Annotated in this window: 21 protein-coding genes; 6 read left to right on the forward strand and 15 right to left on the reverse strand. The window is 53.9% G+C overall.

The annotated features are described in order from the left end of the window. Positions 1-170: 170 nt before the first annotated feature. The gene (locus QEN32_RS00795) at positions 171-1,052 is read right to left on the reverse strand and encodes an ROK family protein (protein ID WP_001188269.1); all 882 of its coding nucleotides are present in this window, start codon (positions 1,050-1,052) and stop codon (positions 171-173) included. Between the two features lie 168 nt (positions 1,053-1,220). Here QEN32_RS00795 and aldB point away from each other — a divergent pair, with 168 nt between their 5' ends. Continuing rightward, positions 1,221-2,759: an aldehyde dehydrogenase AldB gene (gene aldB, locus QEN32_RS00800; RefSeq protein WP_080202907.1), complete on the forward strand. Its 1,539-nt coding sequence runs from the start codon at positions 1,221-1,223 to the stop codon at positions 2,757-2,759. Positions 2,760-2,876: 117 nt separating this feature from the next. Here the strand turns inward: aldB and QEN32_RS00805 are convergent, their stop codons facing one another. Then, on the reverse strand, positions 2,877-4,832 hold the full coding sequence (locus QEN32_RS00805) for a glycoside hydrolase family 127 protein (protein WP_001101516.1): 1,956 nt from the start codon (positions 4,830-4,832) through the stop codon (positions 2,877-2,879). 263 nt (positions 4,833-5,095) lie between these two features. On the opposite strand from QEN32_RS00805, the gene QEN32_RS00810 reads away from it, so the two are divergent. Then, entirely contained in the window at positions 5,096-5,911 is an 816-nt protein-coding gene (locus QEN32_RS00810) for a helix-turn-helix domain-containing protein (RefSeq protein WP_000891808.1), read from the forward strand. Positions 5,912-6,071: 160 nt separating this feature from the next. On the opposite strand, the gene araD is transcribed toward QEN32_RS00810, so the two are convergent. From araD to yiaK, 10 genes are all read right to left on the reverse strand, one after another. Further along, entirely contained in the window at positions 6,072-6,767 is a 696-nt protein-coding gene (gene araD / locus QEN32_RS00815; RefSeq protein ID WP_080202909.1) for an L-ribulose-5-phosphate 4-epimerase, read from the reverse strand. Continuing rightward, a complete protein-coding gene (locus QEN32_RS00820) occupies positions 6,761-7,621 on the reverse strand; it encodes an L-ribulose-5-phosphate 3-epimerase (protein WP_023241061.1) in 861 nt (286 codons plus the stop codon). The genes araD and QEN32_RS00820 overlap by 7 nt, the downstream gene beginning before the upstream one ends. After that, positions 7,614-8,276, reverse strand: coding sequence for a 3-keto-L-gulonate-6-phosphate decarboxylase UlaD (ulaD, locus tag QEN32_RS00825; RefSeq protein WP_000089534.1), 663 nt, complete (start codon positions 8,274-8,276; stop codon positions 7,614-7,616). Before ulaD ends, QEN32_RS00820 begins: the two co-directional genes overlap by 8 nt. After that, positions 8,273-9,769 (reverse strand): FGGY-family carbohydrate kinase, encoded by a 1,497-nt coding sequence (locus QEN32_RS00830; RefSeq protein WP_265322192.1) that lies wholly within the window; start codon positions 9,767-9,769, stop codon positions 8,273-8,275. The genes ulaD and QEN32_RS00830 overlap by 4 nt, the downstream gene beginning before the upstream one ends. Before the next feature lie 3 nt (positions 9,770-9,772). Next, positions 9,773-10,759, reverse strand: a complete 987-nt coding sequence (gene yiaO, locus QEN32_RS00835; protein ID WP_000766337.1) for a 2,3-diketo-L-gulonate TRAP transporter substrate-binding protein YiaO — start codon at positions 10,757-10,759, stop codon at positions 9,773-9,775. 11 nt (positions 10,760-10,770) lie between these two features. Then, complete coding sequence (yiaN, locus tag QEN32_RS00840) at positions 10,771-12,048, reverse strand: 2,3-diketo-L-gulonate TRAP transporter large permease YiaN (protein ID WP_000301822.1); 1,278 nt, start codon at positions 12,046-12,048, stop codon at positions 10,771-10,773. Positions 12,049-12,050: 2 nt separating this feature from the next. Further along, complete coding sequence (gene yiaM / locus QEN32_RS00845) at positions 12,051-12,524, reverse strand: 2,3-diketo-L-gulonate TRAP transporter small permease YiaM (protein WP_000832313.1); 474 nt, start codon at positions 12,522-12,524, stop codon at positions 12,051-12,053. 138 nt (positions 12,525-12,662) lie between these two features. Beyond that, complete coding sequence (locus QEN32_RS00850; protein ID WP_080202911.1) at positions 12,663-13,595, reverse strand: DUF4862 family protein; 933 nt, start codon at positions 13,593-13,595, stop codon at positions 12,663-12,665. Positions 13,596-13,618: 23 nt separating this feature from the next. Then, positions 13,619-14,083, reverse strand: coding sequence for a YhcH/YjgK/YiaL family protein (locus QEN32_RS00855; protein ID WP_000576058.1), 465 nt, complete (start codon positions 14,081-14,083; stop codon positions 13,619-13,621). A gap of 11 nt (positions 14,084-14,094) precedes the next feature. Next, positions 14,095-15,093, reverse strand: a complete 999-nt coding sequence (yiaK, locus tag QEN32_RS00860) for a 3-dehydro-L-gulonate 2-dehydrogenase (protein ID WP_000869008.1) — start codon at positions 15,091-15,093, stop codon at positions 14,095-14,097. A 229-nt stretch (positions 15,094-15,322) separates the two neighbouring features. Between yiaK and yiaJ the strand changes: the two genes are divergently transcribed. Both yiaJ and QEN32_RS00870 read left to right on the forward strand, forming a co-directional pair. Then, a complete protein-coding gene (gene yiaJ, locus QEN32_RS00865) occupies positions 15,323-16,123 on the forward strand; it encodes an IclR family transcriptional regulator YiaJ (RefSeq protein WP_000081338.1) in 801 nt (266 codons plus the stop codon). A 116-nt stretch (positions 16,124-16,239) separates the two neighbouring features. After that, positions 16,240-16,713, forward strand: coding sequence for a 4Fe-4S dicluster domain-containing protein (locus tag QEN32_RS00870; RefSeq protein WP_265322193.1), 474 nt, complete (start codon positions 16,240-16,242; stop codon positions 16,711-16,713). Positions 16,714-16,749: 36 nt separating this feature from the next. On the opposite strand, the gene avtA is transcribed toward QEN32_RS00870, so the two are convergent. Together avtA and QEN32_RS00880 are read right to left on the reverse strand one after the other, a co-directional pair. Next, entirely contained in the window at positions 16,750-18,000 is a 1,251-nt protein-coding gene (gene avtA / locus QEN32_RS00875) for a valine--pyruvate transaminase (RefSeq protein WP_000144379.1), read from the reverse strand. A gap of 173 nt (positions 18,001-18,173) precedes the next feature. After that, on the reverse strand, positions 18,174-20,201 hold the full coding sequence (locus QEN32_RS00880) for an alpha-amylase (protein WP_131040284.1): 2,028 nt from the start codon (positions 20,199-20,201) through the stop codon (positions 18,174-18,176). Positions 20,202-20,516: 315 nt separating this feature from the next. Here QEN32_RS00880 and QEN32_RS00885 point away from each other — a divergent pair, with 315 nt between their 5' ends. Continuing rightward, positions 20,517-21,341: a protein bax gene (locus QEN32_RS00885; protein ID WP_001575119.1), complete on the forward strand. Its 825-nt coding sequence runs from the start codon at positions 20,517-20,519 to the stop codon at positions 21,339-21,341. A gap of 60 nt (positions 21,342-21,401) precedes the next feature. Here QEN32_RS00885 and xylR read toward each other — a convergent pair whose 3' ends face one another. Then, positions 21,402-22,580, reverse strand: coding sequence for a D-xylose utilization transcriptional activator XylR (xylR, locus tag QEN32_RS00890; protein ID WP_000459824.1), 1,179 nt, complete (start codon positions 22,578-22,580; stop codon positions 21,402-21,404). A 362-nt stretch (positions 22,581-22,942) separates the two neighbouring features. Here xylR and xylA point away from each other — a divergent pair, with 362 nt between their 5' ends. Beyond that, entirely contained in the window at positions 22,943-24,265 is a 1,323-nt protein-coding gene (gene xylA / locus QEN32_RS00895) for a xylose isomerase (RefSeq protein WP_001149561.1), read from the forward strand. Positions 24,266-24,354: the final 89 nt, after the last annotated feature.

Below are 24,354 nucleotides of genomic sequence, written 5' to 3' on the forward strand. Positions count from 1 at the left end.
AGCGTGAACCTGTTATCAGGATAATTTCACCCGTATTCTTTGCGCCTTATTCAGGCGACTCACGACGAGATTGTGGAACTTTATCGCGCGGCGATGTAACGCCTTTGCCCGGTGGTGCGGACGCTTACCGGGCCTGCGTAGACGATGCAGGCCGGATAAGGCGTAACTCGTTAGCTTCGGGCGAGCTTTTGCTGCGCCAGCCAGACGGCGCCCAGCCTGCCCGCCTGATTTCCCAGTTGGCAGGGCTGAATCGGCACCTGGAGCGCCTCCCACATTTCAAACGTTTCAAGATGCCGCGTCAGGAGCGGGTAGAGCTTTTCCTGTTCGCTTATTCCTCCGCCGATCAGCACCACGCCCGGATCAAACATAGAGATCACGCTGTAAACGCCGCGTGAAAGATAACGCGCCCAGTCATTGACCGCCTCACGCAGATGAACATCGGTCGCCATTCGTTCGAAGATCACATCCGCAGGCGGCATCTCTTCGGCAGGCAGCGCCAGCGCCTGGCGGCACGACGCCATTAATCCGCTGGTTGACGCGATTTTATGCATACTTTCGCCATTGTTCCCGACCGGCATGACGCCGAATTCACCGGCGTGAAAATGCGCGCCGCGATACAGTTCTCGTCCGACGATAATACCGCCGCCAATGCCGGTTCCAATGGTAATACAGACCAGATTGTCATAATGCTGCCCGGCACCTCGCCACATTTCGCCCAGCGCCGCACAGTTCGCGTCGTTCTCCACGACCAGCGGCAGATCGGTCAGCCCGCTGAACAACTCCATCAGGTTGACGTCATCCAGGTAAGCCAGCGCGCCCGCTTTTGCCGCATGACCGTTATGGGGATTAATATGGCCGGGGAAACTGACCCCGATTGCCGCAATGTCATAGTCCTGTTGGCAACGCGCCACCACATCCTGCCATTTGCGGGTAAACGTGGAGGCGTCCTCTGGCGTATCGAATTGATGATGGGTTAATTCTTCGCCGTCACTGTTAATCACGCCATATTTGACGTGAGTTCCTCCCACATCAATACCGATATATTGCTGCATAGTGTTCTCCGTACGTTAAACAGGCACCTGTTTAGTATGGCTAAAACCAGACGGAGAAACGTAAAGGAAAGTAATTCGTGATTGCTGTCGTAAAGCGGGAAACCATTGGCGAAAAATTCACCAGTACCGTCTACCCTTGTGGAGTACCTTTACAATAAGGAGTTGGTCATGACGAACAATCCCCCTTCAACACGTATTCAGCCAGGTGAATACGGGTACCCACTGAAGTTAAAAGCCCGCTATGACAATTTTATTGGCGGTGACTGGGTTGCGCCCGCCGACGGCGAATATTATCAAAACCTGACGCCAGTGACCGGCCAGCCGCTATGTGAAGTCGCTTCCTCCGGTAAAAAAGATATCGATTTAGCGCTCGACGCCGCGCATAAGGCGAAAGATAAGTGGGCGCATACGTCAGTACAAGACCGTGCCGCTATCTTGTTTAAGATCGCCGATCGGATGGAACAAAACCTCGAACTGTTGGCGACAGCGGAAACCTGGGATAACGGTAAACCGATTCGTGAAACCAGCGCCGCCGACGTACCGCTGGCGATCGATCATTTCCGCTATTTCGCCTCCTGTATACGTGCGCAGGAGGGCGGGATCAGCGAAGTTGATAGCGAAACTGTGGCCTACCATTTTCACGAACCGCTTGGCGTCGTGGGGCAGATAATCCCGTGGAACTTTCCGTTGTTGATGGCAAGCTGGAAAATGGCGCCAGCGCTGGCGGCGGGTAACTGCGTGGTGCTTAAACCGGCACGCCTGACGCCGCTTTCCGTTCTGCTGTTAATGGAAGTCATTGGCGATCTGTTACCGCCGGGCGTCGTCAACGTCGTGAACGGCGCGGGCGGCGAGATCGGTGAATATCTGGCGACCTCGAAACGTATCGCGAAGGTGGCGTTTACCGGTTCGACGGAAGTGGGTCAACAGATCATGCAGTACGCCACGCAGAATATTATTCCGGTGACGCTGGAGTTAGGCGGTAAATCGCCAAATATCTTCTTTGCCGACGTGATGGATGAGGAAGATGCGTTCTTTGATAAAGCGCTGGAGGGATTTGCCCTGTTTGCCTTTAACCAGGGCGAGGTGTGTACCTGTCCAAGCCGTGCGCTGGTCCAGGAGCCCATCTATGAGCGCTTTATGGAGCGCGCTATTCGCCGGGTAGAGAGCATTCGCAGCGGGAACCCGCTAGATAGCGGTACACAGATGGGGGCGCAGGTCTCCCACGGCCAGCTTGAGACTATCCTCAATTATATCGATATCGGTAAAAAAGAGGGGGCCGATATTCTGACCGGTGGGCGACGCAAGGAGCTGGATGGCGAACTTAAAGAGGGCTATTACCTTGAGCCTACTATCCTGTTTGGTAAGAACAATATGCGCGTCTTTCAGGAGGAGATCTTTGGCCCGGTGCTGGCGGTAACCACCTTTAAAACCATGGAGGAGGCGCTGGAAATCGCTAACGATACCCAATACGGCCTGGGCGCTGGCGTCTGGAGCCGTAATGGATCGCTGGCGTATAAAATGGGGCGCGGGATCCAGGCCGGGCGCGTATGGACCAACTGCTATCACGCCTATCCGGCACATGCGGCGTTCGGCGGCTATAAGCAGTCGGGCATCGGGCGCGAAACGCATAAGATGATGCTGGAACACTACCAGCAAACCAAGTGCCTGCTGGTGAGCTATTCCGATAAGCCGCTGGGGCTGTTCTGACGCAAGAGGTAATGCCCGATGGCGCTGCGCTTATCGGGCCTACAAAAATTCATCGCAATATACTGATATTGCAAATCTTGTAGGCCGGATAAGGCGCAGCCGCCATCCGGCACAGTATTACCGCTCGTTAACCCAAATCCGCATTTCGCCCTCGCCACGGTTGGCCCAGCTAAACCACGGAATGAAGGTTAGCGTCTGCGGCTGGCGCGATGACGGCGCGTTATCGTAGTGCCACAACGCCTGATGCTGCGCATCTGGGGCGCTTTGCTTCTCGCCTTCAGCCTGAATCAGCATCTTATGCGCAAAAAGCCCTTTGCCCTCAAAGACCCGGAATTCACTCTCTTTCGGTAGCCACAGATTATGCAGTTCTTCGCCGTTATCGGCCTGCTCAAGGCAATAGACCAGCGGCCCGCGCTGAATGGCGACCTTACCGGCGACGTGACGCGCCAGCGGATTGCCATACACGCGGCGAACCGGCATCGGCAGCGTCAGGGTTATCGTATCGCCCTCCTGCCAGGTCCGACGGATATGCAGATAACCTTTGCGAATATCCTGCTCCACTTCCAGCCCGTTGAGCGTCACTTTTGCCTCAGGGCACCAGTCCGGCAGACGTAGCGCCAGCGTGTGACGTACCGGCTGCACAGAGTCGATGGCAATCTTCACCTGCTCATGCCACGGGTAGTTCCCGCTGATTCGCAGTTTGAGCGCGCCATTTTCAACCGGTATTTCCATGCTGTTACCCACGTACATATTGATGTACAGCGCATCCGCACGCGGCGTGTAGATGTAGTGACCAAGGGAGGTGAGCACGCGGGCGATGTTCGGCGGGCAGCAGGCGCAGCCAAACCAGCGCTGGCGGATGGGCTTAACGTGATCGTAAATATGGTTGAATTTTAACGATTTTGGATGCACTTCCAGCGGGTTGACGTAGAAGAAATGCTTGCCATCCAGCGCCATACCACCGAGGACGGTGTTGTACAGCGCGCGCTCCATCACGTCGGCGTACTGGCTATCGGCTTCCATTTCCAGCATCCGGCGGGCGAACATCATCAGGCCGATTGAAGCGCAGCTTTCCGCATAGACCGAATCATTAGGTAAATCGTAATCGCTGCTAAAGGCTTCGCCACTGCTCTGTGAACCGATGCCTCCGGTGATATACAGCTGACGCTGCGCCATATTTTTCCACAGACGCAGGCAGTCCTGGCGTTTGCCTTCATCGTTGCTCAGGCGAGCGAGATGCGCCACGCCAGTCATCAGATAGACAAAACGTACCGCGTGGCCGATTGCCGTCTGCTGCTGTGAAATTGGCAGATGCGCCTGGCTGTAGGCTTTGTCTTTGACCATCCACGCCGGGCCGTAGGTATGCCAGTAAGAGGTTTGGCCGCGTTTTTCGTACTCTTCGTCGTAGAAGTGCGGTTGGGTGCCGCGCTGCCCGATAAAGTAGCTTGCCAGCGTCATATAGCGCGGCTGCTCTGTTACCTCATACAGACGCATCAGCGCCAGCTCAATTTCCGGGTGGCCCGGATAGCCGTGCAGCTGATTTTCGCCAGGGCCGAAAGTGCTGTCGATATGATCGGCCAGGCGACAAACGACGTCTAGCAGCCGACGCTTGCCGGTGGCCTGAAAGAAGGCGACGCCCGCTTCAATCAGATGCCCGGCGCAATAAAGCTCATGGCACTCCGCCAGGTTGCTCCAGCGTTCTTGCGGGGCTTTTGCCGTAAAGTACGTATTGAGATAGCCATCGTCACACTGCGCGGCGGCCACCAGTTCAATCACCTCATCGGCGGTTTTCTCAAGCGCGGGATCGGGCTTCTGGCACAGTGACCAGGCAACCGCTTCCAGCCATTTCGCCACGTCGCTGTCCTGAAAGACCATGCCGTAAAAGTCGCCCGTCTGCTGGCCTGCGGCAATGCGGAAATTTTCAATGGCATGGCTGGGTTCAGCCTCTGGAATACGATCGTTTAACGCATCCCACTGGTAAGGAATAACCACATCGCGAACCAGTTGTTGATACTGTCCGAGGAACGGATCGCTGACCGTCAGTTTATGCAGATCGACTTCCAGTACGTTCATTTCGTGCTCCTTAAGGCTGTAGAGGTCATAGATATTCCTCGCTGACGGGGTATTTTATGGCAGTAATTTTTATTTTCGCGTTATGACCTGATTCATTTTGCCCGGATAGCGGTGAGCGACAAGACGATAAAAGAGTAAAAAAAGATGACGATTCCGACCCGTATTTAAAAATGTGAGATGGATCGAGTGAAATGACTATTTTTAGTTAATAATCAAAAGGTAATATGAAATACGGTGCTGAATGAGCGGGAAATGACATATTAATGCTCGAATTATCCATAACATTACCGATTAAAGTCCAAAACGGCGGATTATTTATTTCTCGCGGCATTGGGCGTCATCCTGCCAGGCGTCTGCAATCGTGGGAAATTATATTTGTGGAAAAAGGCTGCCTGAAAATTCAGGAAGAAGAATGTGTTTTCTGTGTCGAAGCCGGGGAAAGCCTGTTGCTTTGGCCGCATCGCCGCCATATTGGCGTTGAGGAGTTTCCCGCCGATCTTAAATTTTACTGGCTCCATTTTGAGGTCAAAGCGCCGGACAGCGACCCGCGCTGGCTGACGCATCTTTCCGTGCCGCAGCATACCCAGGTTGCCGATCCGCAGGCGCTGATTGCGCTTTTTCGCCAGTTTATGAACGAGCAGGAAAAGCACCAGCGCAGCCCGGCGCTGGAGTTCATCGTGCTGCTGATTTTGCAGCAGCTCACCGTTGACGCCCGGCAGAATGAAAACGCCGAGGCCGCTGGCGTGTCGCTGGCCTGGAAAGTACAGCAGCTGATTCGAACGCACTATCACCTGCCGCTTTCCAGCTCGGTTCTGGCGAAAGAACTGCATTGCAATGTGGATTATCTGGGACGCGTTTATCGGCGGGTATTTCACCTTACGCTAACGGAAGCCATCCACCGCCAGCGGGTGCGCGAGGCGGAAAAGTTGCTGATTAGCGACGCGCGTTCGTTAAAAGAGGTGGCGGAGCGGTGCGGTTTTAATGACGTTGGTTACTTTCGCCAGATCTTCCGCAAGCACACCGGCCTGACGCCTACCGCCTGGAAGCGGCGCTACAGTAAGGAACACGTTAATTCTTGAGTATAATCTTTGGCCCTCTGACAACGCGGTTGCAAACTGAATGCCCGATGGCGCTTTGCTTATCGGGCCTACAAGAGTTCATCACAACGTATTGATATTGCAAATCTTGTAGGTCGGATAAGGCGCAGCCGCCATCTGACACAGGCTGTGGCTGCCGGCATTACTGCCCGTAATAGGCATTCGCGCCGTGTTTACGCAGATAGTGTTTATCGAGCAATTCCGGCTGCATATCCGGTAGCTGCGGGGCCAGCTGGCGCGAGAACAGCCCCATATAGGCACACTCCTCAAGCACCACGGCGTTGTGGACGGCATCGGCGGCATTTTTACCCCAGGCAAACGGGCCGTGCGAATGAACCAATACCGCCGGGATTTGCGCCGGATCGAGACCGCGCTCTTCAAAGGTTTTAATAATCACCTCGCCGGTCTGATACTCGTACTCGCCGTTAATTTCCTCAACGGTCATCAGTCGGGTACAGGGGATCGCGCCATAGAAATAGTCGGCGTGGGTGGTGCCCCAGGCGGGCAGATCGAGCCCGGCCTGCGACCAGATCGTCGCATGGCGGGAATGGGTATGAACGATCCCGCCGATCTGCGGATAGCGGCGATAGAGCGCCAGATGGGTCGCGGTATCGGACGACGGTTTTTTGTTGCCTTCAACGACCTTACCGCTGGCGATCTCTACCACCACCATATCGTCGGCGGTCATCACCTCATATTCGACGCCGGAAGGCTTAATGACCATCAGCTTGCGCGTCTCATCGACCGCGCTGACGTTGCCCCAGGTAAAGGTGACCAGCCCGTGCGCCGGGAGGGTCAGGTTGGCCGCCAGCACCTCGGCTTTCAGTTGCTCTAACATGTGAAACCTCCTTCCTGCATCCGTGATTCAATCCAGCGGCGGGCCTGGATAATTTCCAGCACCGGCTCGCTGGCTTTCTCTGTCCACATCTCAATCAGAAATGAACCGCGATAATTCAGCTCATGCAGCGTTTTGAAGATGCCGACAAAATCAACGCATCCTTCGCCAAACGGCACGTCGCGGAACTGGCCGGGGCTGTCACCGGTCACCGGCAGCGTGTCTTTCAGGTGGATAGCGGCGATACGGTCGATACCCAGCTTCAGCTCGGCGGTCACGTCGTTCCCCCAGGCGCTGAGGTTGCCGACGTCTGGATAAACGGTGAACCACGGTGACGAAAGCATCTCGTCCCACTTTTTCCACTTGCTGATGGAGTTCATAAACGCGGTATCCATGATTTCCACCGCCAGCATCACCTGCGCCGCTGCGGCCTGTTCCACCGCCCACGCCAGCCCTTCGGCGAAACGTTGCTGGGTGCCTTCGTCGTGCTCTTCGTAATAGACGTCGTAACCTGCTAGCTGAATGGTGCGGATCCCCAGGTCGCGCGCCAGGCGAATGGCTTTGGTCATGATTTCACGCGCCCGCTCGCGTACCGCTTCGTCGCGGCTGCCAAAAGGGAATCGACGATGGGCGGAGAGGCACATCGACGGGATGGCGACGCCGCTTTCCAGCATCGCGTTCACCAGCGAAGCGCGTTGGGCCGAGGTCCACTCCAGGCGTGAGAGACGTTCGTCGGTTTCATCCACCGACATCTCAACAAAATCAAAACCGCAGCTTTTTGCCAGTACCAGCCGCTCCGGCCAACTGAGGTCTTTCGCCAGCGCTTTCTCGTAAATACCTAATGGATGATTACGCATGCTTTTCTCCCCAGATGGCGTCAATTTGGGCGTGGAATTCGGCTGCGACCTGCGCCGGATGGGCGGCACCTGCCAGCGCACGTCCGGCGATAAATGCCTTAACGTTAATGTCGCGGAACAGCGGCAGATCCGCTGGGGTAATGCCGCCGGTAATCGATAGTTCAAGGCCGATGTCGGACAACGCCTTCATACGCGTCAGGTCCGCCTCTCCCCACTGCTGCCCGCTGGCCTGCGCATCGCGTCCGCGGTGGTAAATCGCCTGGCGAACCCCGACGCGGTACCAGTCTCGGGCGTCGTCCAGCGTCCAGTTGCCGAACAGTTCTATCTGAATTTCACCGCCACAGGATTGCGCGACGGCATGGCCTTTCTCGACCGTGGCGAGCGGTGCGGCGCAGATGATAGTCATCCAGTTGGCGCCAGCGCTAAAAGCCTGCTGCGCCAGGGTTTCACCGGCATCGGCCACTTTCCAGTCGGCGACGATGATTTTTTCCGGGCACTGCGCTCGCAGGGCTTTCACCGCGCTAAGGCCTTCGGTTAAACAAAGGATGGTTCCGGCCTCAACGATATCGACATGATCCTGTAGCAGGGCGACATCGCGTTGGGCTGCTTCCAGACTGGTGTGGTCGAGCGCCAGTTGCAGTAATGGTCGGCTCATAATGCGTGCTCCTTAATACGGGCGTGATAGCCCTGTAGTGCTTCAATCAAATCCTGGTATTGGCGGTATTTGCGCTGGTAGAGGGCGTGTGCGGTCATGTCCGGCAGCAGCGTGCGCACCGGGTGCTGCAGGTCGCGTTGGGCCTCGCGGAAATCGCGATATACGCCAGTGCCGACGCGGGCAGCCAGCGCCGCGCCGAAGCAGCCGGTCTCCTCCACCTGCGGCAGCTCGATGCGTAAACCGCTGACGTCCGCCAGCATCTGCATCCAGACGTCGGAGTGGGCCGGGCCGCCGGTAACGCGCAGGGCGCAAACGTCGGTAAAACGTTCACGCATGCGGTTGAGGTGGGTCATATGGCTGAAGACCACGCCTTCATAAATCGCCTGCAGCAGGTGCGCGCGGGTGTGCAGCGCCTGCATGCCGTAAAAGCCGCAGGTCATCTCCAGTCCGGCATTGCTGCCGTAGAGAAACGGCAGAAAAAAGAGGTCGCTACCGGCTTTCGGCAGGCTGGCGACCGCCTGATTGATCTCGTCAAAAGAGAGGTAGCCCCACTGGGCGGTAAACCATTCAAGGTTGCCGGAGGAGGTCGGGCTGGCTTCGTGAACGATATACTGCCCGTCATTGACGTAGCGGCCATAGACGTAAGGGTGGGCCTCATGGTCGCGCAGGCCGTGAGCGATGCCGCTGGTGACGGCCCAGGTGCCCATCACCGCATTGAGGGTCGATTCATCCTCAATACCGGCGCAAAGGGCGGTGGAAACCACGTCAAACAGGCCGCCGACGACGGGGGTACCCGCCGCCAGACCGGTGATGGCGGCTGCCTGAGCGGTGATCTCCCCGCATATTTCGGCTGAACCCACCACGGGGGGCAGCGCGCTGTCGATTTCACTGATGCCCAGCCACTCGGTCAGACGCGGGTCGTACTGGCCCGTCGCCATGTTGTAGAGGTTGGACTCGGAGATGTTGCTCTCCTCACAGCCTTTCACGCTGGTTAAGCACCAGCGCAGATAGTCATGCGTCATCATGACGCAGCCTATCTGCGCGTAGCGCTGCGGCTCATTCTCTTTTACCCAGCGTAAAAGGGAGACTGGATGCCCGGTCCACAGGGTTTGCCGGGTCAGCGGGTAGAGTTTTTGCGGAACCGCTTCTTTTTGCCAGCGCTGGACAATTTCCATGGCGCGACGGTCGGAAGAGAGTATCGCTTTACCTAATGGCCGATCGCTTTTATCTAACAGGAACAGGCCCTTACCCTGAGCGGAAATACCCAGACCGCGGATTTGTGAGCCGCTCACCCCGGTGTGCGCCAGCAGTTTGCTGATGACCGAGCCGCACTGTTGCCACAGTTCGGTCATATCGCGTTCAACCCAGCCTGGCTGCGGGCTTAAAGCGTGCAGCGGCAGGCGTTGCACCGCTACTTCCCGGCCTGCGCCATCGTACAACCCGGCTTTTAGCCAACTCCCACCACAATCTAACCCCAGCCAGTAATTGCTCATGACTTATTGCACCTCGTCCACGGCTTTCAGGAGATCGGCGCCCTGCGGGTTGTCTTTCAGGAACATATCGCGCACCTGGCTGCCCAGCGCATCGCTGAAGGCTTTACGGTCGATATCGGTCAGGACTTCAACTCCGGCTTCTTTCATGCCATCGATAATTTTTTGCTGATCTTCGGCGACCAGTTTGCGCTGATAGTCACCCGCTTCTTTGGCGGAACTCAGCAGTGCCTCCTGGAACTGCGGGCTTAAAGCGTCGAATTTGGCTTTATTGATCACCAGCAGCAGAGGCGAATAGGCGTGATGAGTGAGGGAGAGGTATTTCTGTACCTCATAGAATTTCGCTGACCACACGACGTTGATAGGGTGTTCCTGGGCATCAATCGTACGGGTTTCGAGGCCGGTATAGACTTCGGAGAATGGCATCGGAATAGGGTTCGCGCCGAAGATTTTAAAGGCCGCGATATTCATTGGGCTGTTGTTAGTGCGGATTTTTAAGCCTTTCAAATCGCCCGGCGTTTTTACCGGCGCGCGGGAGTTGGTGACGTCGCGCCAGCCGTTTTCCCAGTAGGCGAGGACTTTTAACCCTTTTGAATCGAGTGATTTTTTCAGTTCATCGCCGACTTTGCCGTCGAGCGTTTTATGCGCATGCGCGGTATCGCGAAACAGGAAGGGGACATCAAGTAAGTTGAATACAGGGGCCAGGCCGGTGAAATTGTTCGAACCGGACATTTCCATATCAATAGTTCCGCCGCGCACCCCGCTGATCATTGCCTGGGCGTTACCTAATGTGCTGTCAGGAAAGAGTTTTAGCGTTAATTCGCCGTTAGTTTTTTCTTTTAATAATTCGTTAAATTTTTTCGCGGCAATATGTTGGGAGTCAGTTTGCGGTGTTTCATAACCAAAACGTAAAGATTGCGCCGCCAGAGACGACACGCTGAAAACCGTCAGACCAGCTATCAATAATGAACGAGCAATAACGTGTAATTTCATAATATTATCCTTTAATTAATCCATTTAAGCGGTGTGATAATTAGCTCGGGAATAAAAATAAATAAAACCAGCAGCGACATCAGTACGACAACGTAAGGGAATACGCCTCTTACCGCGTCATCAAATTTCAATTTTGCTACCCCGGAAATAACGTTGAGGACGTTGCCAACGGGCGGTGTGATTAATCCAATAGAGCAGTTAATAATGAACATGACGCCGAAATAAATCGGATCAATATTGGCTTCTTTAACTAATGGCAATAATACAGGGGTAAGAATTAACACCGTTGGCGTTAAATCCATCACCATACCGACGACCATAATTGAGATCATAATGACGATAAATAAGAGTCGCGGAGAGTCGACCAGCGGCTGCAGCAAATCTGACACCATCATGGGTAATTCCGCGATCGTAATCAGCCAGGCGGATACCTGGGCCGCGGCCACCAGAAACATGACGACTGACGTCGTTTTGGCGGCATTGACCAGCACGTGGTAGAGACTGGAAAACGTTAATTCCCGATAGATAACCACGGCGACAAAGAGGGCGTAAAAGGCGGCAACCGCCCCTGCCTCCGTTGGCGTGAAAAGTCCGGAACGGAAGCCGCCGATAATAATCACCGGTAAAAACAGCGCCCAGATACCTGAAACCAATGATTGCCAGATTTCACGCGGTGTTGCTTTGGGCTGAGAAGGGAGATTTAATCGCCCGGCCTGCCACCACCAGGTGAGCATAAGCGCCGCGCCCATCATGATGCCCGGTGCGATCCCGGCCATAAACAGCTTGCTGATCGACAAGCCGCTGGAAACGCCGAAGATAATAAAAGGAATCGAGGGCGGAATAATTGGCGCAATGATCCCGCCGGAAGCGATTAACCCAACGGAGCGGTTGATCGGGTAGTTTGCGGAGCGCATCATCGGCACCAGCAGCGCGGCGACCGCAGCGGTATCTGCTACCGCAGAGCCGGAAAGGCTGGCCATAATCATTGCCGCAATGACGCCCACGTAGCCCAGGCCGCCGGGCTTATGGCCGACCAGCTTCATCGGCAGGTCGACAATTCGCTTTGACAGGCCGCCCGCGTTCATGATTTCACCGGCCAAAACAAAAAAGGGAATGGCCAGCAGGGAGAAACTGTCCGCGCCGTTAACCAGGGTTTGCGCCATAATCTGCACGTCAAACATATCCAGGTATGCCATCAGAGCAGCGCCGCAAAGCAGCAGCGACCAGGCGATGGGTAAACCTATCGCGATCCCGCCGAGCAGGCAGCAGAGAAATATCACCACGGCCATGATTAGGCTCCTTGCTGTGGTTGTTGAAAGGAATCGTTACGCGTTATTAAGTGATAAAGCCGACGCAGCTCGATTAACGCGATGGCAACGCTTGTGGGCAGACAGGCGATATACATCAGGCCGATCGGTAAACCGAGGATTGGCGAGTGATCGCTCCAGTCCTGCAACGCTTTTTGCAGGCTGCCCCAGCCTAATGCGATGCATAACAATAAAATCAGTGAATGCGTCAGCAGCGAGAGACGACGCTGATTCGCTGGCGAAAGTTTTTCCACCACAAAAGTGACCTGAACGTGAGCGTTATCCATAAATGCAACGATGGCGCCAATAAACGTCAGCCATACAAATAGATAACGTGATAGTTCATCTACCGACAAAATACTGCTCTCAAAACCGTAACGTAAAATAACGTTAATAAATACAATGCAGGAAAGTACGGCAATTAATACCGCAAGTATGCCCTCAAGTACCCGCTTCATAACGACTCCATCAGGTTATAGAAACTTATCTCTTTCGATGCTGAATAGTGGAACTTAATTTCTTATGTTTGGTTTATATTAGGTCGGCGCAACGTTGAGTTGCAGGCCGAGAATTAAGGTGATGATGTTTAATTCAGGTTAGCGGCGTGTGGCCTTTTTCATCATGTTAATACCATCGCGTAATATATTTATGCGGTGATTAATATCGGCGCTGGCATTGATTTCCAACAATTTAATACCGGTAAACTGCAACAGTTCGGGAGCGGCGGCGGTAATGAGTTCTTTAACATGTTTCTCCGTCATCAGACTTTGTGGACAGAAAGGTGCAAACGGAGCATGGAGGTCCTGCCATTCGCCGTATTCTCCATCCAGCGTTGTACCGGAGAACATCAGCGCCCCGAGTTTTCCAGCCTGTTTGGCCTGCTGCGTGTGGATCAGTGGTAGAGAGGTATCCCGCCCTTCAATAGCCGAGCGCGCCCAGTTAATACAGACGCTTATGTCATAGTCGGCAATAGTTTCCAGTACGTTTACCAACGGTAAGAATCCTTTGCGCGGTGCGGGGCCGGTCATCGCGTCGCAGTGTTCAAGCACCAGGTCGCAGGACCAGTCCCAGTTGGCAATCTCTTTTAATGAGCGCGCAAAGGCGTCGGTTGCCTGCGCTACGTTCGGATTGCCCGCCAGTGGGGCGGCATGAAGCTCAAGGGCTATAACTTTGCCGGGGGTTTTCGCATTGAGTTTATTTATCTTCTGATAAAGATGACAGTAGTATTCCACGCAGGCTTTACGCTGTTCCTCGTCACTGGACGCTAATCCAAAACCGCCGTTTTCGTTACGGCGGCGCATGGTTTCCATTATCGCGGTGACCACGATTTGCCAGTTTCCCGGTGTATGGCGCAATAACCACTCGTCGCCGAGTGGGTGAAGATGTTCAAGACAAGGCTGCTCCAGCCCCCGGATATCCGGAGTATCAGAGAGTTGCCGCCAGAATTCCGTCTCTTCCTCTTCACTCTTCTGGTGAAATGAGGGTGCACAAGGGTACGCACCGATAATATAACCGGTATTATTTTTCATTTTGTGCTCCAGTAAACTCTATTTTATAAAACGTCTATGGCGACTTTTACGACTATTTTCCGTATCGGCGTAGCAATGCTTTTATTACAACCGGGACGATGAACATCCTGCGGGAAAAACAGGGCATAACTTCCCGGTATCATTTCAATGAATGATTCATGTTCACTGTCGTGATAAAAAATAATATCGCGCTGTTCTAATAATGACTCGCTGATTTGATTATTACCGGTATCAATGGCAACCCCAATTTTCTCTTCGCCCCATGCCAGAAACTGAATATCCAGATAGCGGCGATGAACCTCCGGACGATTTTCAGCAGCATCGCGGGTGGTCATATCGATAATCTGCGCGAAGATATTTTGGCCGTCGATTTCCACTACGCCGGGTTCCAGCGTGCGAAAGTCCGTAGTACGCAGGAAATCGAGCGCCTGCTCTATGGCCGACGGTAACCGGCACGGATCAGGCTGCGCGATATGTCCAAAAATCATGATGTGGCTCCTTACAGCGCCTGAATTTTGGCCCAGACGCTGTCGTCAATGGTGATACCGTGACGGCGGTTGTCATCCAGCAGTTTGGTAAATTCGTGGCCAGGCAGCCGAATCGCGACGTTGTCGTCGGCGCGTTCAGCGGTGGTGATGAAATCCATAATCCGCTGCAGTTTGGCATCGCGGGTTGCGCCATCGATCAGCTTATCCACTTCTATGGCGATGAAGATCTGCGAAACGCCATATTCATCGCTGTTTTCCTGGGTCACTTCGGCAACGGAAGAGCCGTTGGAAAGCAGGGTGGCAATCATGTCCAGCACAATCGACAGACCAGATCCTTTCCAGTAACCCATTGGTAAAATGCGGCGATTTTTCTCGATAACGCCCGGTTCTTTGGTCAACTGACCGTTATCGTCGAAACCGCCGTCCACCGGCAGTTCGCGGCCCGCCAGACGGTTAACCTCCAGCATGCCGTAGGAGAACATCGACATCGACATATCTACCATCGTGATCGGCGTGGAAGGGATGGCGACGATCAGCGGATTGGTACCGATACGACACTCTTTCGCGCCCCACGGCGGCATGACGGCGATGGAGTTGGTCCAGCAAATGCCGATATAGCCTTTTTCCGCCGCCTGCCAGCCGTAGCTGCCGCCGCGCATCCAGTGGTTAGCATTACGTAACGCCACCAGGCCAATACCATGATCGGAAGCCAGCTCGATGGCCCGGTCCATCATCTTTTTCGCCGTCAGGTTGCCGATAGCGCGCTGAGCATCCCACTGTTCGATGGCGCCGAGGCTGGTAACTCGCTGCGGTTTAGCATCAGGAATAATGTCGCCGTTATCCAGTTGCTGGATGAAGCGGGGAAAGCGGTTCACGCCGTGGGAATAGACACCGGACTCGGTGGTGCGAGCGAACATTTCCGCGCAGGCGTCGGCGGTATCTTCCGCAATATTCCGCGACCGCAAGACGCGGTAGAAGGCCCCTTTTAACTCTTCGAAAGTTACTTTCATCCCTGTTCTCCTGGTCGATTGTTAGAAATTTTAGTATGTTTTTTTATCGATAAATTTCATAATACGAAATGTAGTTCCAAATATATAGATCAAAAATTGACATGGCAACGCCAGAGAAGGTTTTTAAAAACGATTAAAATCATCGGGTTATGTTTTTTATGCTGATATCGTGAACTGCAACACACTTTGAGCTACCATCTGATCGCCCAAGAAAGGAGAGAGTTTTCTGATGAGCCAGAACAACGATAAAGAGAAGCCTGCGGGGAGTCAGAGCCTGTTTCGTGGCCTGATGTTGATAGAAATTTTGAGTAACTACCCGAACGGTTGCCCACTGGCGCACCTGTCGGAGCTGGCGGGGTTGAACAAGAGTACCGTCCATCGTTTGTTGCAGGGGCTTCAATCCTGCGGATACGTGACGCCAGCGCCGGCGGCCGGAAGCTACCGTCTGACGACAAAGTTTATTGCCGTCGGCCAAAAAGCCCTGTCATCGCTGAATATCATCCACGTTGCGGCACCGCACCTTGAGGCGCTCAACCTGGCCACCGGCGAGACGGTGAATTTTTCCAGCCGTGAAGATGATCACGCTATCCTGATTTATAAGCTGGAACCGACCACCGGTATGCTGCGCACGCGAGCCTACATTGGCCAGCATATGCCGCTGTACTGCTCGGCGATGGGGAAAATTTATATGGCGTTTGGTCAGCCGGATTATGTGGCGTCTTACTGGGAAAGCCATAAAGATCAGATCCAGCCGCTGACTCGTAATACCATTACCGATTTACCAGCAATGTACGATGAGCTGGCGCAAATTCGTGAAACCAGCATGGCGATGGATCGCGAAGAAAATGAACTGGGCGTTTCCTGTATTGCTGTGCCTGTGTTTGATATTCACCATCGAGTGCCTTACGCCATTTCTATTTCACTGTCGACGTCACGGCTAAAACAGATCGGCGAGAAAAATCTGCTCAAACCGTTGCGTGAAACCGCACAGGCTATCTCTAATGAGCTGGGATTTACCGTTCGCGAATAAGACAGCTCGCCAGGTTTTATCAGGCATCTGACAAAATTTGTCCGTTTGCGTAGTGGGATCAAAGCGGCGGGGAATGGCTCTCTGGCATTCTGGCGTTTTAACGCAGGGGGAGAACAATGAACCGGTTTATTATGGCGGATGCGTCGGCGTGTATCGGGTGTCGTACCTGCGAGGTCGCCTGCGTGGTGTCGCACCAGGAACAGCAGAATAGCGCGGCGGTGACGACGGCGGACTTTGTGCCGCGTATCCGGGTGATAAAAGAGGATAGCTTCACCACGGCCACGGTCTGCCATCAGTGTGGGGACGCGCCGTGCGCGAATGTCTGCCCGGTACAGGCGATTCGCCGTGACCGGGGGCATATCTTCGTGACGCCATCGCGCTGCATTGGTTGTAAAAGCTGTATGCTGGCTTGCCCGTTTGGTGCGATGACCGTGGTGGCGTCCGCGTCAGGCGCGCAGGCGATTAAATGCGATCTTTGCTGGCATCGTGAAGCGGGGCCGGCGTGCGTGGAAGCCTGCCCGACCAGTGCGTTACAGTGCGTTGACGCAGCACACGTGCAGCGCCAGCGCCTCTATTCTCAACCTTTCTGAACGTCGTTCCGGCCTGCATGATGGCCGGAATAACCGTCAGCCTTCACGCCAGGCGCGTTCAATCTCTTCTGCCAGAATTTTTACGCCCGCCTCGATTTTATCCGGTTCAGGCACGTAGTTCATCCGCATACACTGGTGTGTGTGCGGCCAGGGTTTATCTAGTCCGGGAAAGAAATAGTGGCCTGGCACCATCAGCACGCCGCGCGCTTTCAAGCGTTGATAGAGTAGCTCGGTGGTTATCGGCAGATCTTTAAACCACAGCCACAAAAATATTGCGCCTTCCGGTTTATGAATCAGGCAGCGTTCTTCGGATAAATAGCGACGAATGATCGCGATAGTCTGTTGAACGCGCTGATAGTAGAAAGGTTTGATAACCGTTTCCGACAGCCGCAGCAGATCGTTACGCTTAATCATTTCGCACATCATCGCCGGACCCATGCCGCCGGGCGCAAGGCTGATGATGCCGTTCATGTTGGCAATGGCGGAAATCGTCTTATCATTGGCGATGATAATCCCGCAGCGGGAACCGGGCAGCCCCAGCTTCGAGAGGCTCATGCATAGGATAATATTGGGGTTCCACAGCGGGCGCGCCTCGCTAAAGATAATGCCCGGAAACGGTACGCCGTAAGCGTTATCAATCACCAGTGGGATGTTGTGCTGATTCGCCAGTCTGTCCAGCTTCATCAGCTCTTCGTCGGTGATAACGTTACCGGTTGGGTTGGTCGGGCGCGAGACGCAAATCATCCCCGTTTCTTCGCCGATGTGCAGATGCTCAAAATCGACGTGATACTTAAACTGGCCTTCCGGCAGCAGCTCAATATTCGGGCGCGCCGAAACGAAGAGGTCGTCTTCCAGACCGGAATCCGCATAGCCGATGTATTCCGGCGCAAGCGGGAATAGTACCTTTTTCGTACTGCCGTCGGCGCGACGTCCGGCGAAGAGATTAAATAAGTAGAAAAACGCGCTCTGACTGCCATTTGTCAGCGCAATATTCTGTGGTTCGATATCCCATCCCAGCGTTTCACGTAGCAGTACGGCCAGTGCATTCAGTAGCGCCGTTTTTCCCTGGGGACCGTCATAATTACAAAGCGCATCAGCGGCTTTGCCGCTTTCTACCATATCTGTCAGTAGCGTCTGGAAATAATCCTGCATTGCAGGGATATGTGCCGGGTTACCGCCGCCAAGCATGATGGCGCCTGGCGTGCGTAAGCCGTCGTTGAGATCCTCCATCAGGCGGGTAATGCCTGAATGGCGGGTAAATTTATCGCCGAAAAGTGAAAATGTCATAACGGGTGATCTATCGAACTGTCTGTCAAAGTGGATAACCATAACGCTACAAATGGCGGGGCGCAAATGGGGGTCAGGCGGTAGTGTTGATGTTTTATGCTACAAATTTTTATCAGGTTAGTTTTTTATTTTGAAGGGGCTACCGGTACGCGAGGAGACCGGTAGCGCCACGATTAGCGGCGGCCCGCCCAGACGACCATCACCGTATCGTCGCCGTACTGGCGTACAAAACCGTACCCGTGTTTTAGCGTCAGCGTGGTTTGTTGGCCTGCGCCGATGGCGGGATGTCTGGCGCGGAACTGGCTAATACGCTGCCAGTGCGCGACGGCTGCGGCTGACTTTCCGCTCACGTCCTGCCAGTTCATATCTGAACGGGTGCCTTGCAGCGGGTCGGAGCCGGTGGGGCCGAAGGGACGAGCGGATTCATCGCCGTAAAAGATCTGCACCGCGCCCGGCGAAAGCAGCAGCAGTTCCGCCGCCTTATCACCGCCCTCACGGAAAAGGCGCGTATCATGCGAGGAGAGGTAACTTAATACGTTGAAATCCTGCATTTTATCCGCCATCTGCTGCCAGACTGGCCCCATTTCCGCCAGGCAATCGACCGCTTTCGCCGCCTGCTCCTGATAATCAAAATTGATCATCGCGTCGAAACCATAGCGATAATAATCACTTTTCATGACGCCGTGGCCCCACGCTTCGCCAGTCATCCAGAACGGGCTATCATCCAGCGCTTTGTCCGGATTGGCCTGCTTCCATTCATGTAACGCCGCGCTGGCCTGGGTTTTTAGCTGTTGCCAGGCAGGAAGCTCAACATTTTTGGCAGTATCGACCCGGAACCCGTCAATGCCGTAATCATGCACCCACTGGCTTAACCAGTGAGTCAGATAATCCCGTGGCGTATAGCCTTCAATGAACTTTGCTTTAGTACCGGGTTTGTTGGCATAGAACGCGGGTAGGCCGGAAGGCGTGGTAGATTCCGTTTTTATATCCGGCAGGAAGGCCAGCGACAGGGTTAAATCGTCAAATCCCGGACTGTCGTAGTCGCCAATATCGGTACGAATCCACTTTTTCCCCCACCATTTTTCCCAGGCGGCGCTGTCGCTGAAGTTGATGTAGTCGTTAAAGCTGTGCCAGCTTTGTCCGGCGGCGGGTCGCCAGTTTGTCCAGCGATCGCCGAGAATTTTTTGCCGTTCCGCGCCGGATAAATAGAGCGCGCCGAACTGATACTCCTGCATATCCGCCAGCGTGGCGTAACCGGCATGATTCATTACTACGTCAAATAAAATACGGATGCCGCGCTGGTGCGCGCCGTCGACCAGCGCGCGGAGATCGGCTTCGCTGCCCATATTGGCATCCAGCGTCGTCCAGTCCTGAGTGTAATAGCCGTGATAGGCGTAATGAGGAAAATCGCCTTTTGTTCCGCCGCCGACCCAGCCGTGGATCTGTTCAAACGGCGAGCTTATCCACAAGGCGTTCACGCCTAATTGCTGTAGATAGTCCAGTTGACTCGTCAACCCGCGCAAATCGCCGCCGTGGAAAGTGCCAATCTCTTGCATACCATCCTTATGGCGACCATAGCTGTGGTCGTTGGTTGCATCGCCATTGCGAAAGCGATCCGTAAGCACAAAATAAACGGTGGCGTTGCGCCAGTTAAAAGGCGCTGATGCATGGGTTTCCGCGCGTTCCAGCAATAAAAGCCCGTGGCTGTCGGCAGGTTGCAGCGTGATTTGCCCGTTTTGGACGGTATCGGTTTGACCACTGTAATAATCGCGCACTACCGTCCCTTCCGGAAAGGTCTGGCGAACATCCAGCGTGAGCGGCGAACCATCCCAGACGGGACACTGGTAGGCGAGCTGCGCGGTGCGTTCAGGTTCAGTTTTTATCGATAACAACAGGGTCGGCGTACCGGAGCGGGTATCTACCGTTATCGTATAGTCGCCATCTTTAAACAAACGCCATTGCGGCGGCGCGCCTTCGCAGGGTTTTAACGACAACATTTGGTTGAGTTTTATGGCGCCGGAGGGCTGCCAGCACTGCTGGTCAATATGGAGCGTTAACGCGCGTGTACCTTTTGTTAATGCAGCATGGCTGGTAAAGCGCCCGGTTTCCTGCGTCGAGAACGTCGGAAAACCGGGCGAGGTCCATGATGAGGCGATCGCGATACCGGGTATCAGCGTCAGAGCGAAGGCGGCAAGTTTCATCACGCTATCCTTTGTGGGCAATATTCATCAGCTTGCCTGGTTTTTAGGCGAATGAACTCCTCCCCAGCAGAGAGTCGCGCAGGAGGAGGCGCGAGGGTGAGCGACGAGGCGCAAAAAAACGCCTCTATTTGCGATAAGCACCACATTTTATTGGCATTATTGCTGCCTGTTATCGTTAATAGTTGACATAGTTTCGGATTAAGACTATTCCCTGAGGTGCTTTTTAAGCCTATTTTTGCTAGAATTTGGGGTTCAAACCTTAACTTCGTGAAAAATAAAAGGTGTTGGAATGTATCAATCCGACCAGGAGACCTAATGATATTGACTCCCATGCGACGATATGGGGCAATGATTCTTATGTTACTCACCATCGCATTTTCGGGTGAGGTGCTGGCAAAGACGCACGCAACACAAACGAGTCAAAAGTCCCACATAACTGAGACAAGTTATAAACAGGTTAGCAGTAAACAAGAGTATTCTCGCAATAGTGCAAAGAGCAGTTCACTTCCTGATTTGCGAAAATACCCTTCCGGAACCCCCAGAAAAAAAGCGTTTCTCCGGACCGTTATGCCTTACATCACCAGCCAAAATGCCGCGATTACCGCGGACCGTAATTGGCTGATCTCAAAACAGTACCAGAACCGCTGGTCGCCGTCTGAACGCGCGCGTATGAAAGATATCGCGAAGCGCTATAAAGTGAGCTGGTCCGGCAACACGCGTCGTATTCCGTGGAATACGTTGCTGGAGCGCGTCGACATTATCCCAACCAGCATGGTGGCGACGATGGCGGCGGCGGAAAGCGGCTGGGGAACCTCTAAACTGGCGCGTAGCAACAACAACCTGTTCGGCATGAAGTGTACGAAAGGGCGTTGTACCAATACGCCGGGTAAGGTGAAAGGTTACTCGCAATTCGCGTCGGTTGAGGAGTCGGTGAGCGCGTATGTCGCCAACCTGAACACGCATCCGGCTTATTCCTCTTTCCGCAAGTCGCGCGCCCAACTGCGTAAGGCGGATCAGGAAGTCACCGCCACGGCGATGATTCATAAGCTGAAGGGTTACTCTACCCAGGGGTCGCGCTATAACAACTACTTGTTCGCGATGTACCAGGACAACCAGCGTCTGATCGCCGCGCATATGTAATTCTGTGTGCCGGATGGCGCTACGCTATCCGGCTTACAAGGTGTCTGTAGGCTGGATAAACTACAACAACGCTTCACTATGCTGGTCGCGATACTCCTTAGGCGTAGTGACGTATTCCTTTTTAAACACCGAATAGAAATATTGCAGTGACGGGTAGCCGCACATTTGCGAAATTTCGTTTATCGCCAACGTAGTAGAAATCAACAAACTACGCGCTTTTTCCAGCTTTTCGGCGTGGATCAGCGCATGTATCGTCTCGCCAACTTCTTCCTTAAAACGTTTTTCCAGGTTTGAACGTGAAATCCCAACCGCGTCCAGCACCTGCTCGACTTTAATGCCCTTACAGGCATGGTTACGAATAAAGTGCATCGCCTGGATAACCGCCGGATCGGTCAGGGAGCGATAGTCTGTCGAGCGGCGCGCAATGACGCGCACCGGCGGCACCAGAATGCGCTGTAACGGCATCTCTTCGCGCGCCAGCAAACGGTGCAGCAGTTTCGCCGCCTGATAGCCCATTTGCCGCGCCCCCTGCGCGACGGAGGAAAGCGCGACGCGCGACAGGTAACGGGTTAACTCTTCGTTATCAATACCGATAACGCAAAGTTTTTCCGGCACCGGAATATGCAGGTGTTCACAGGCCTGCAATACGTGACGGGCGCGGGCATCCGTTACGGCAATGATGCCGGTTTGCGGCGGCAGCGTCTGAAGCCAGTCGGCGAGGCGATTTTGCGCGTGCTGCCAGTTTTCCGGCGCGGTTTCCAGTCCCTGATAGACTACGCCGCGGTATTTTTCCTCGGCGACCAGCTGGCGAAAGGCGTATTCCCGTTCCGCTGCCCAATGTTTGCGGCTGGAGTCGGGCAAACCGTAAAACGCGAAGCGGTTAACGCCTTTTTCTTTTAAATGCAGGAAAGCGCTTTCAACGAGCGCATGATTATCGGTGGCGATGTAATGAACGGCGGGATAATTTTCAGCAAGATGGTAAGAACCGCCGACCCCGACAATGGGTACGTCGACATCGGCTAATAATTGCGCGATATCGTCATCATCGTAATCGGCAATAACGCCGTCGCCTAACCACTCTTTAATGTTATCGATACGGGCACGGAAATCTTCCTCAATAAATATATCCCATTCGGATTGCGAGGCTTGTAAATATTCACCCACCCCCTCCACTACCTGACGGTCATAGGCTTTATTCGCGTTAAATAACAGAGTGATGCGGTGACGTTTATCAAACATGAGGATATATCCTGCAAAAGTGAACCTGGACTCATGGATACTATCAAAACGGCTGACATAACGGTCTGGCGAATGATGACAAATTATTTTGCGCCTGAAACGTTATGCGAAATTCATCACAGCAAACGGCGGATGACAATTGTCATTTCTTATCTATATATTACGGTTTTTTGTTTATTTGCCAGGATTCGATCGCGATCGCTTTTTTCTTCTGTGGTTTTCAGCGTTTTTTTGAGAGCCAGAGCACATTTGGGGATTCTCTTAATAGCGGTGTGAAATAACGTAATTGAGCAATAAATCAGGAAATTCCAGTATGACGTTATGTCGTTTACTTGCCGTCTTATCTGATTATGGAGCTCACTATGCAGGCTTATTTTGACCAACTCGATCGTGTTCGCTATGAAGGCCCTCAATCGACTAACCCGCTGGCATTTCGTCATTACAATCCCGACGAGCTGGTTTTAGGTAAACGTATGGAAGATCACCTGCGTTTCGCGGCCTGTTACTGGCATACCTTCTGCTGGAACGGCGCGGATATGTTTGGTGTAGGCGCGTTTAATCGTCCGTGGCAGCAACCGGGCGAAGCGCTGGAGCTGGCGAAACGCAAAGCGGACGTGGCGTTTGAATTTTTCCACAAACTGAATGTGCCTTTTTATTGCTTCCATGACGTGGATGTGTCGCCGGAAGGCGCGTCGTTGAAAGAATATAAAAACAACTTCGCGCAGATGGTGGATGTGCTGGCGGCGAAACAGGAGCAGAGCGGCGTAAAACTGCTGTGGGGAACGGCGAACTGCTTTACCAACCCGCGCTATGGCGCAGGCGCCGCCACTAACCCGGATCCGGAAGTCTTTAGCTGGGCAGCGACGCAAGTGGTTACGGCAATGAACGCCACGCATAAACTGGGCGGCGAAAATTACGTCCTGTGGGGCGGGCGCGAAGGTTATGAAACGTTGCTGAATACCGATCTGCGCCAGGAACGCGAACAGATTGGCCGCTTTATGCAAATGGTGGTCGAGCACAAACATAAAATGGGTTTCCAGGGCACGCTGCTGATTGAACCGAAACCGCAGGAACCGACAAAACATCAGTATGATTATGACGTTGCAACGGTCTATGGCTTCCTCAAACAGTTCGGCCTGGAAAAAGAGATCAAAGTGAACATTGAGGCGAACCACGCGACGCTGGCGGGTCATTCGTTCCACCATGAAATCGCGACCGCTATCGCGCTGGGTATTTTTGGCTCCGTTGACGCCAACCGCGGCGATGCGCAACTGGGCTGGGATACCGATCAGTTCCCGATTAGCGTTGAAGAGAACGCGCTGGTGATGTACGAAATCCTGAAAGCGGGCGGATTCACGACGGGCGGTCTCAACTTCGACGCCAAAGTTCGTCGCCAGAGCACCGATAAATACGATCTGTTCTACGGTCATATCGGCGCGATGGATACGATGGCGTTGTCGCTGAAAATCGCCGCGCGTATGGTTGAAGACGGCGAGCTGGATAAACGCGTGGCGAAGCGCTATGCCGGCTGGAATGGCGAGCTGGGTCAGCAGATTCTGAAAGGACAACTCTCCTTAGGCGAACTGGCGCAGTATGCGGAGCAGCATAATCTGGCGCCAGTACATCAAAGCGGTCATCAGGAGCTGTTAGAAAATCTGGTTAACCGTTATCTGTTTGATAAATAACCCTATCTACCGGGCGACTCCGCGTTAGCCCGGCCTGTAGTCGTGATTAGCCCGGTAAGCGTAGCGCTGCCGGGCGCTTTCAGTAAAGG

Origin of the sequence: Salmonella sp. SA14318 (genome assembly GCF_029866905.1) — a bacterium.
Taxonomy (GTDB): Bacteria; Pseudomonadota; Gammaproteobacteria; order Enterobacterales; family Enterobacteriaceae; genus Salmonella; species Salmonella enterica.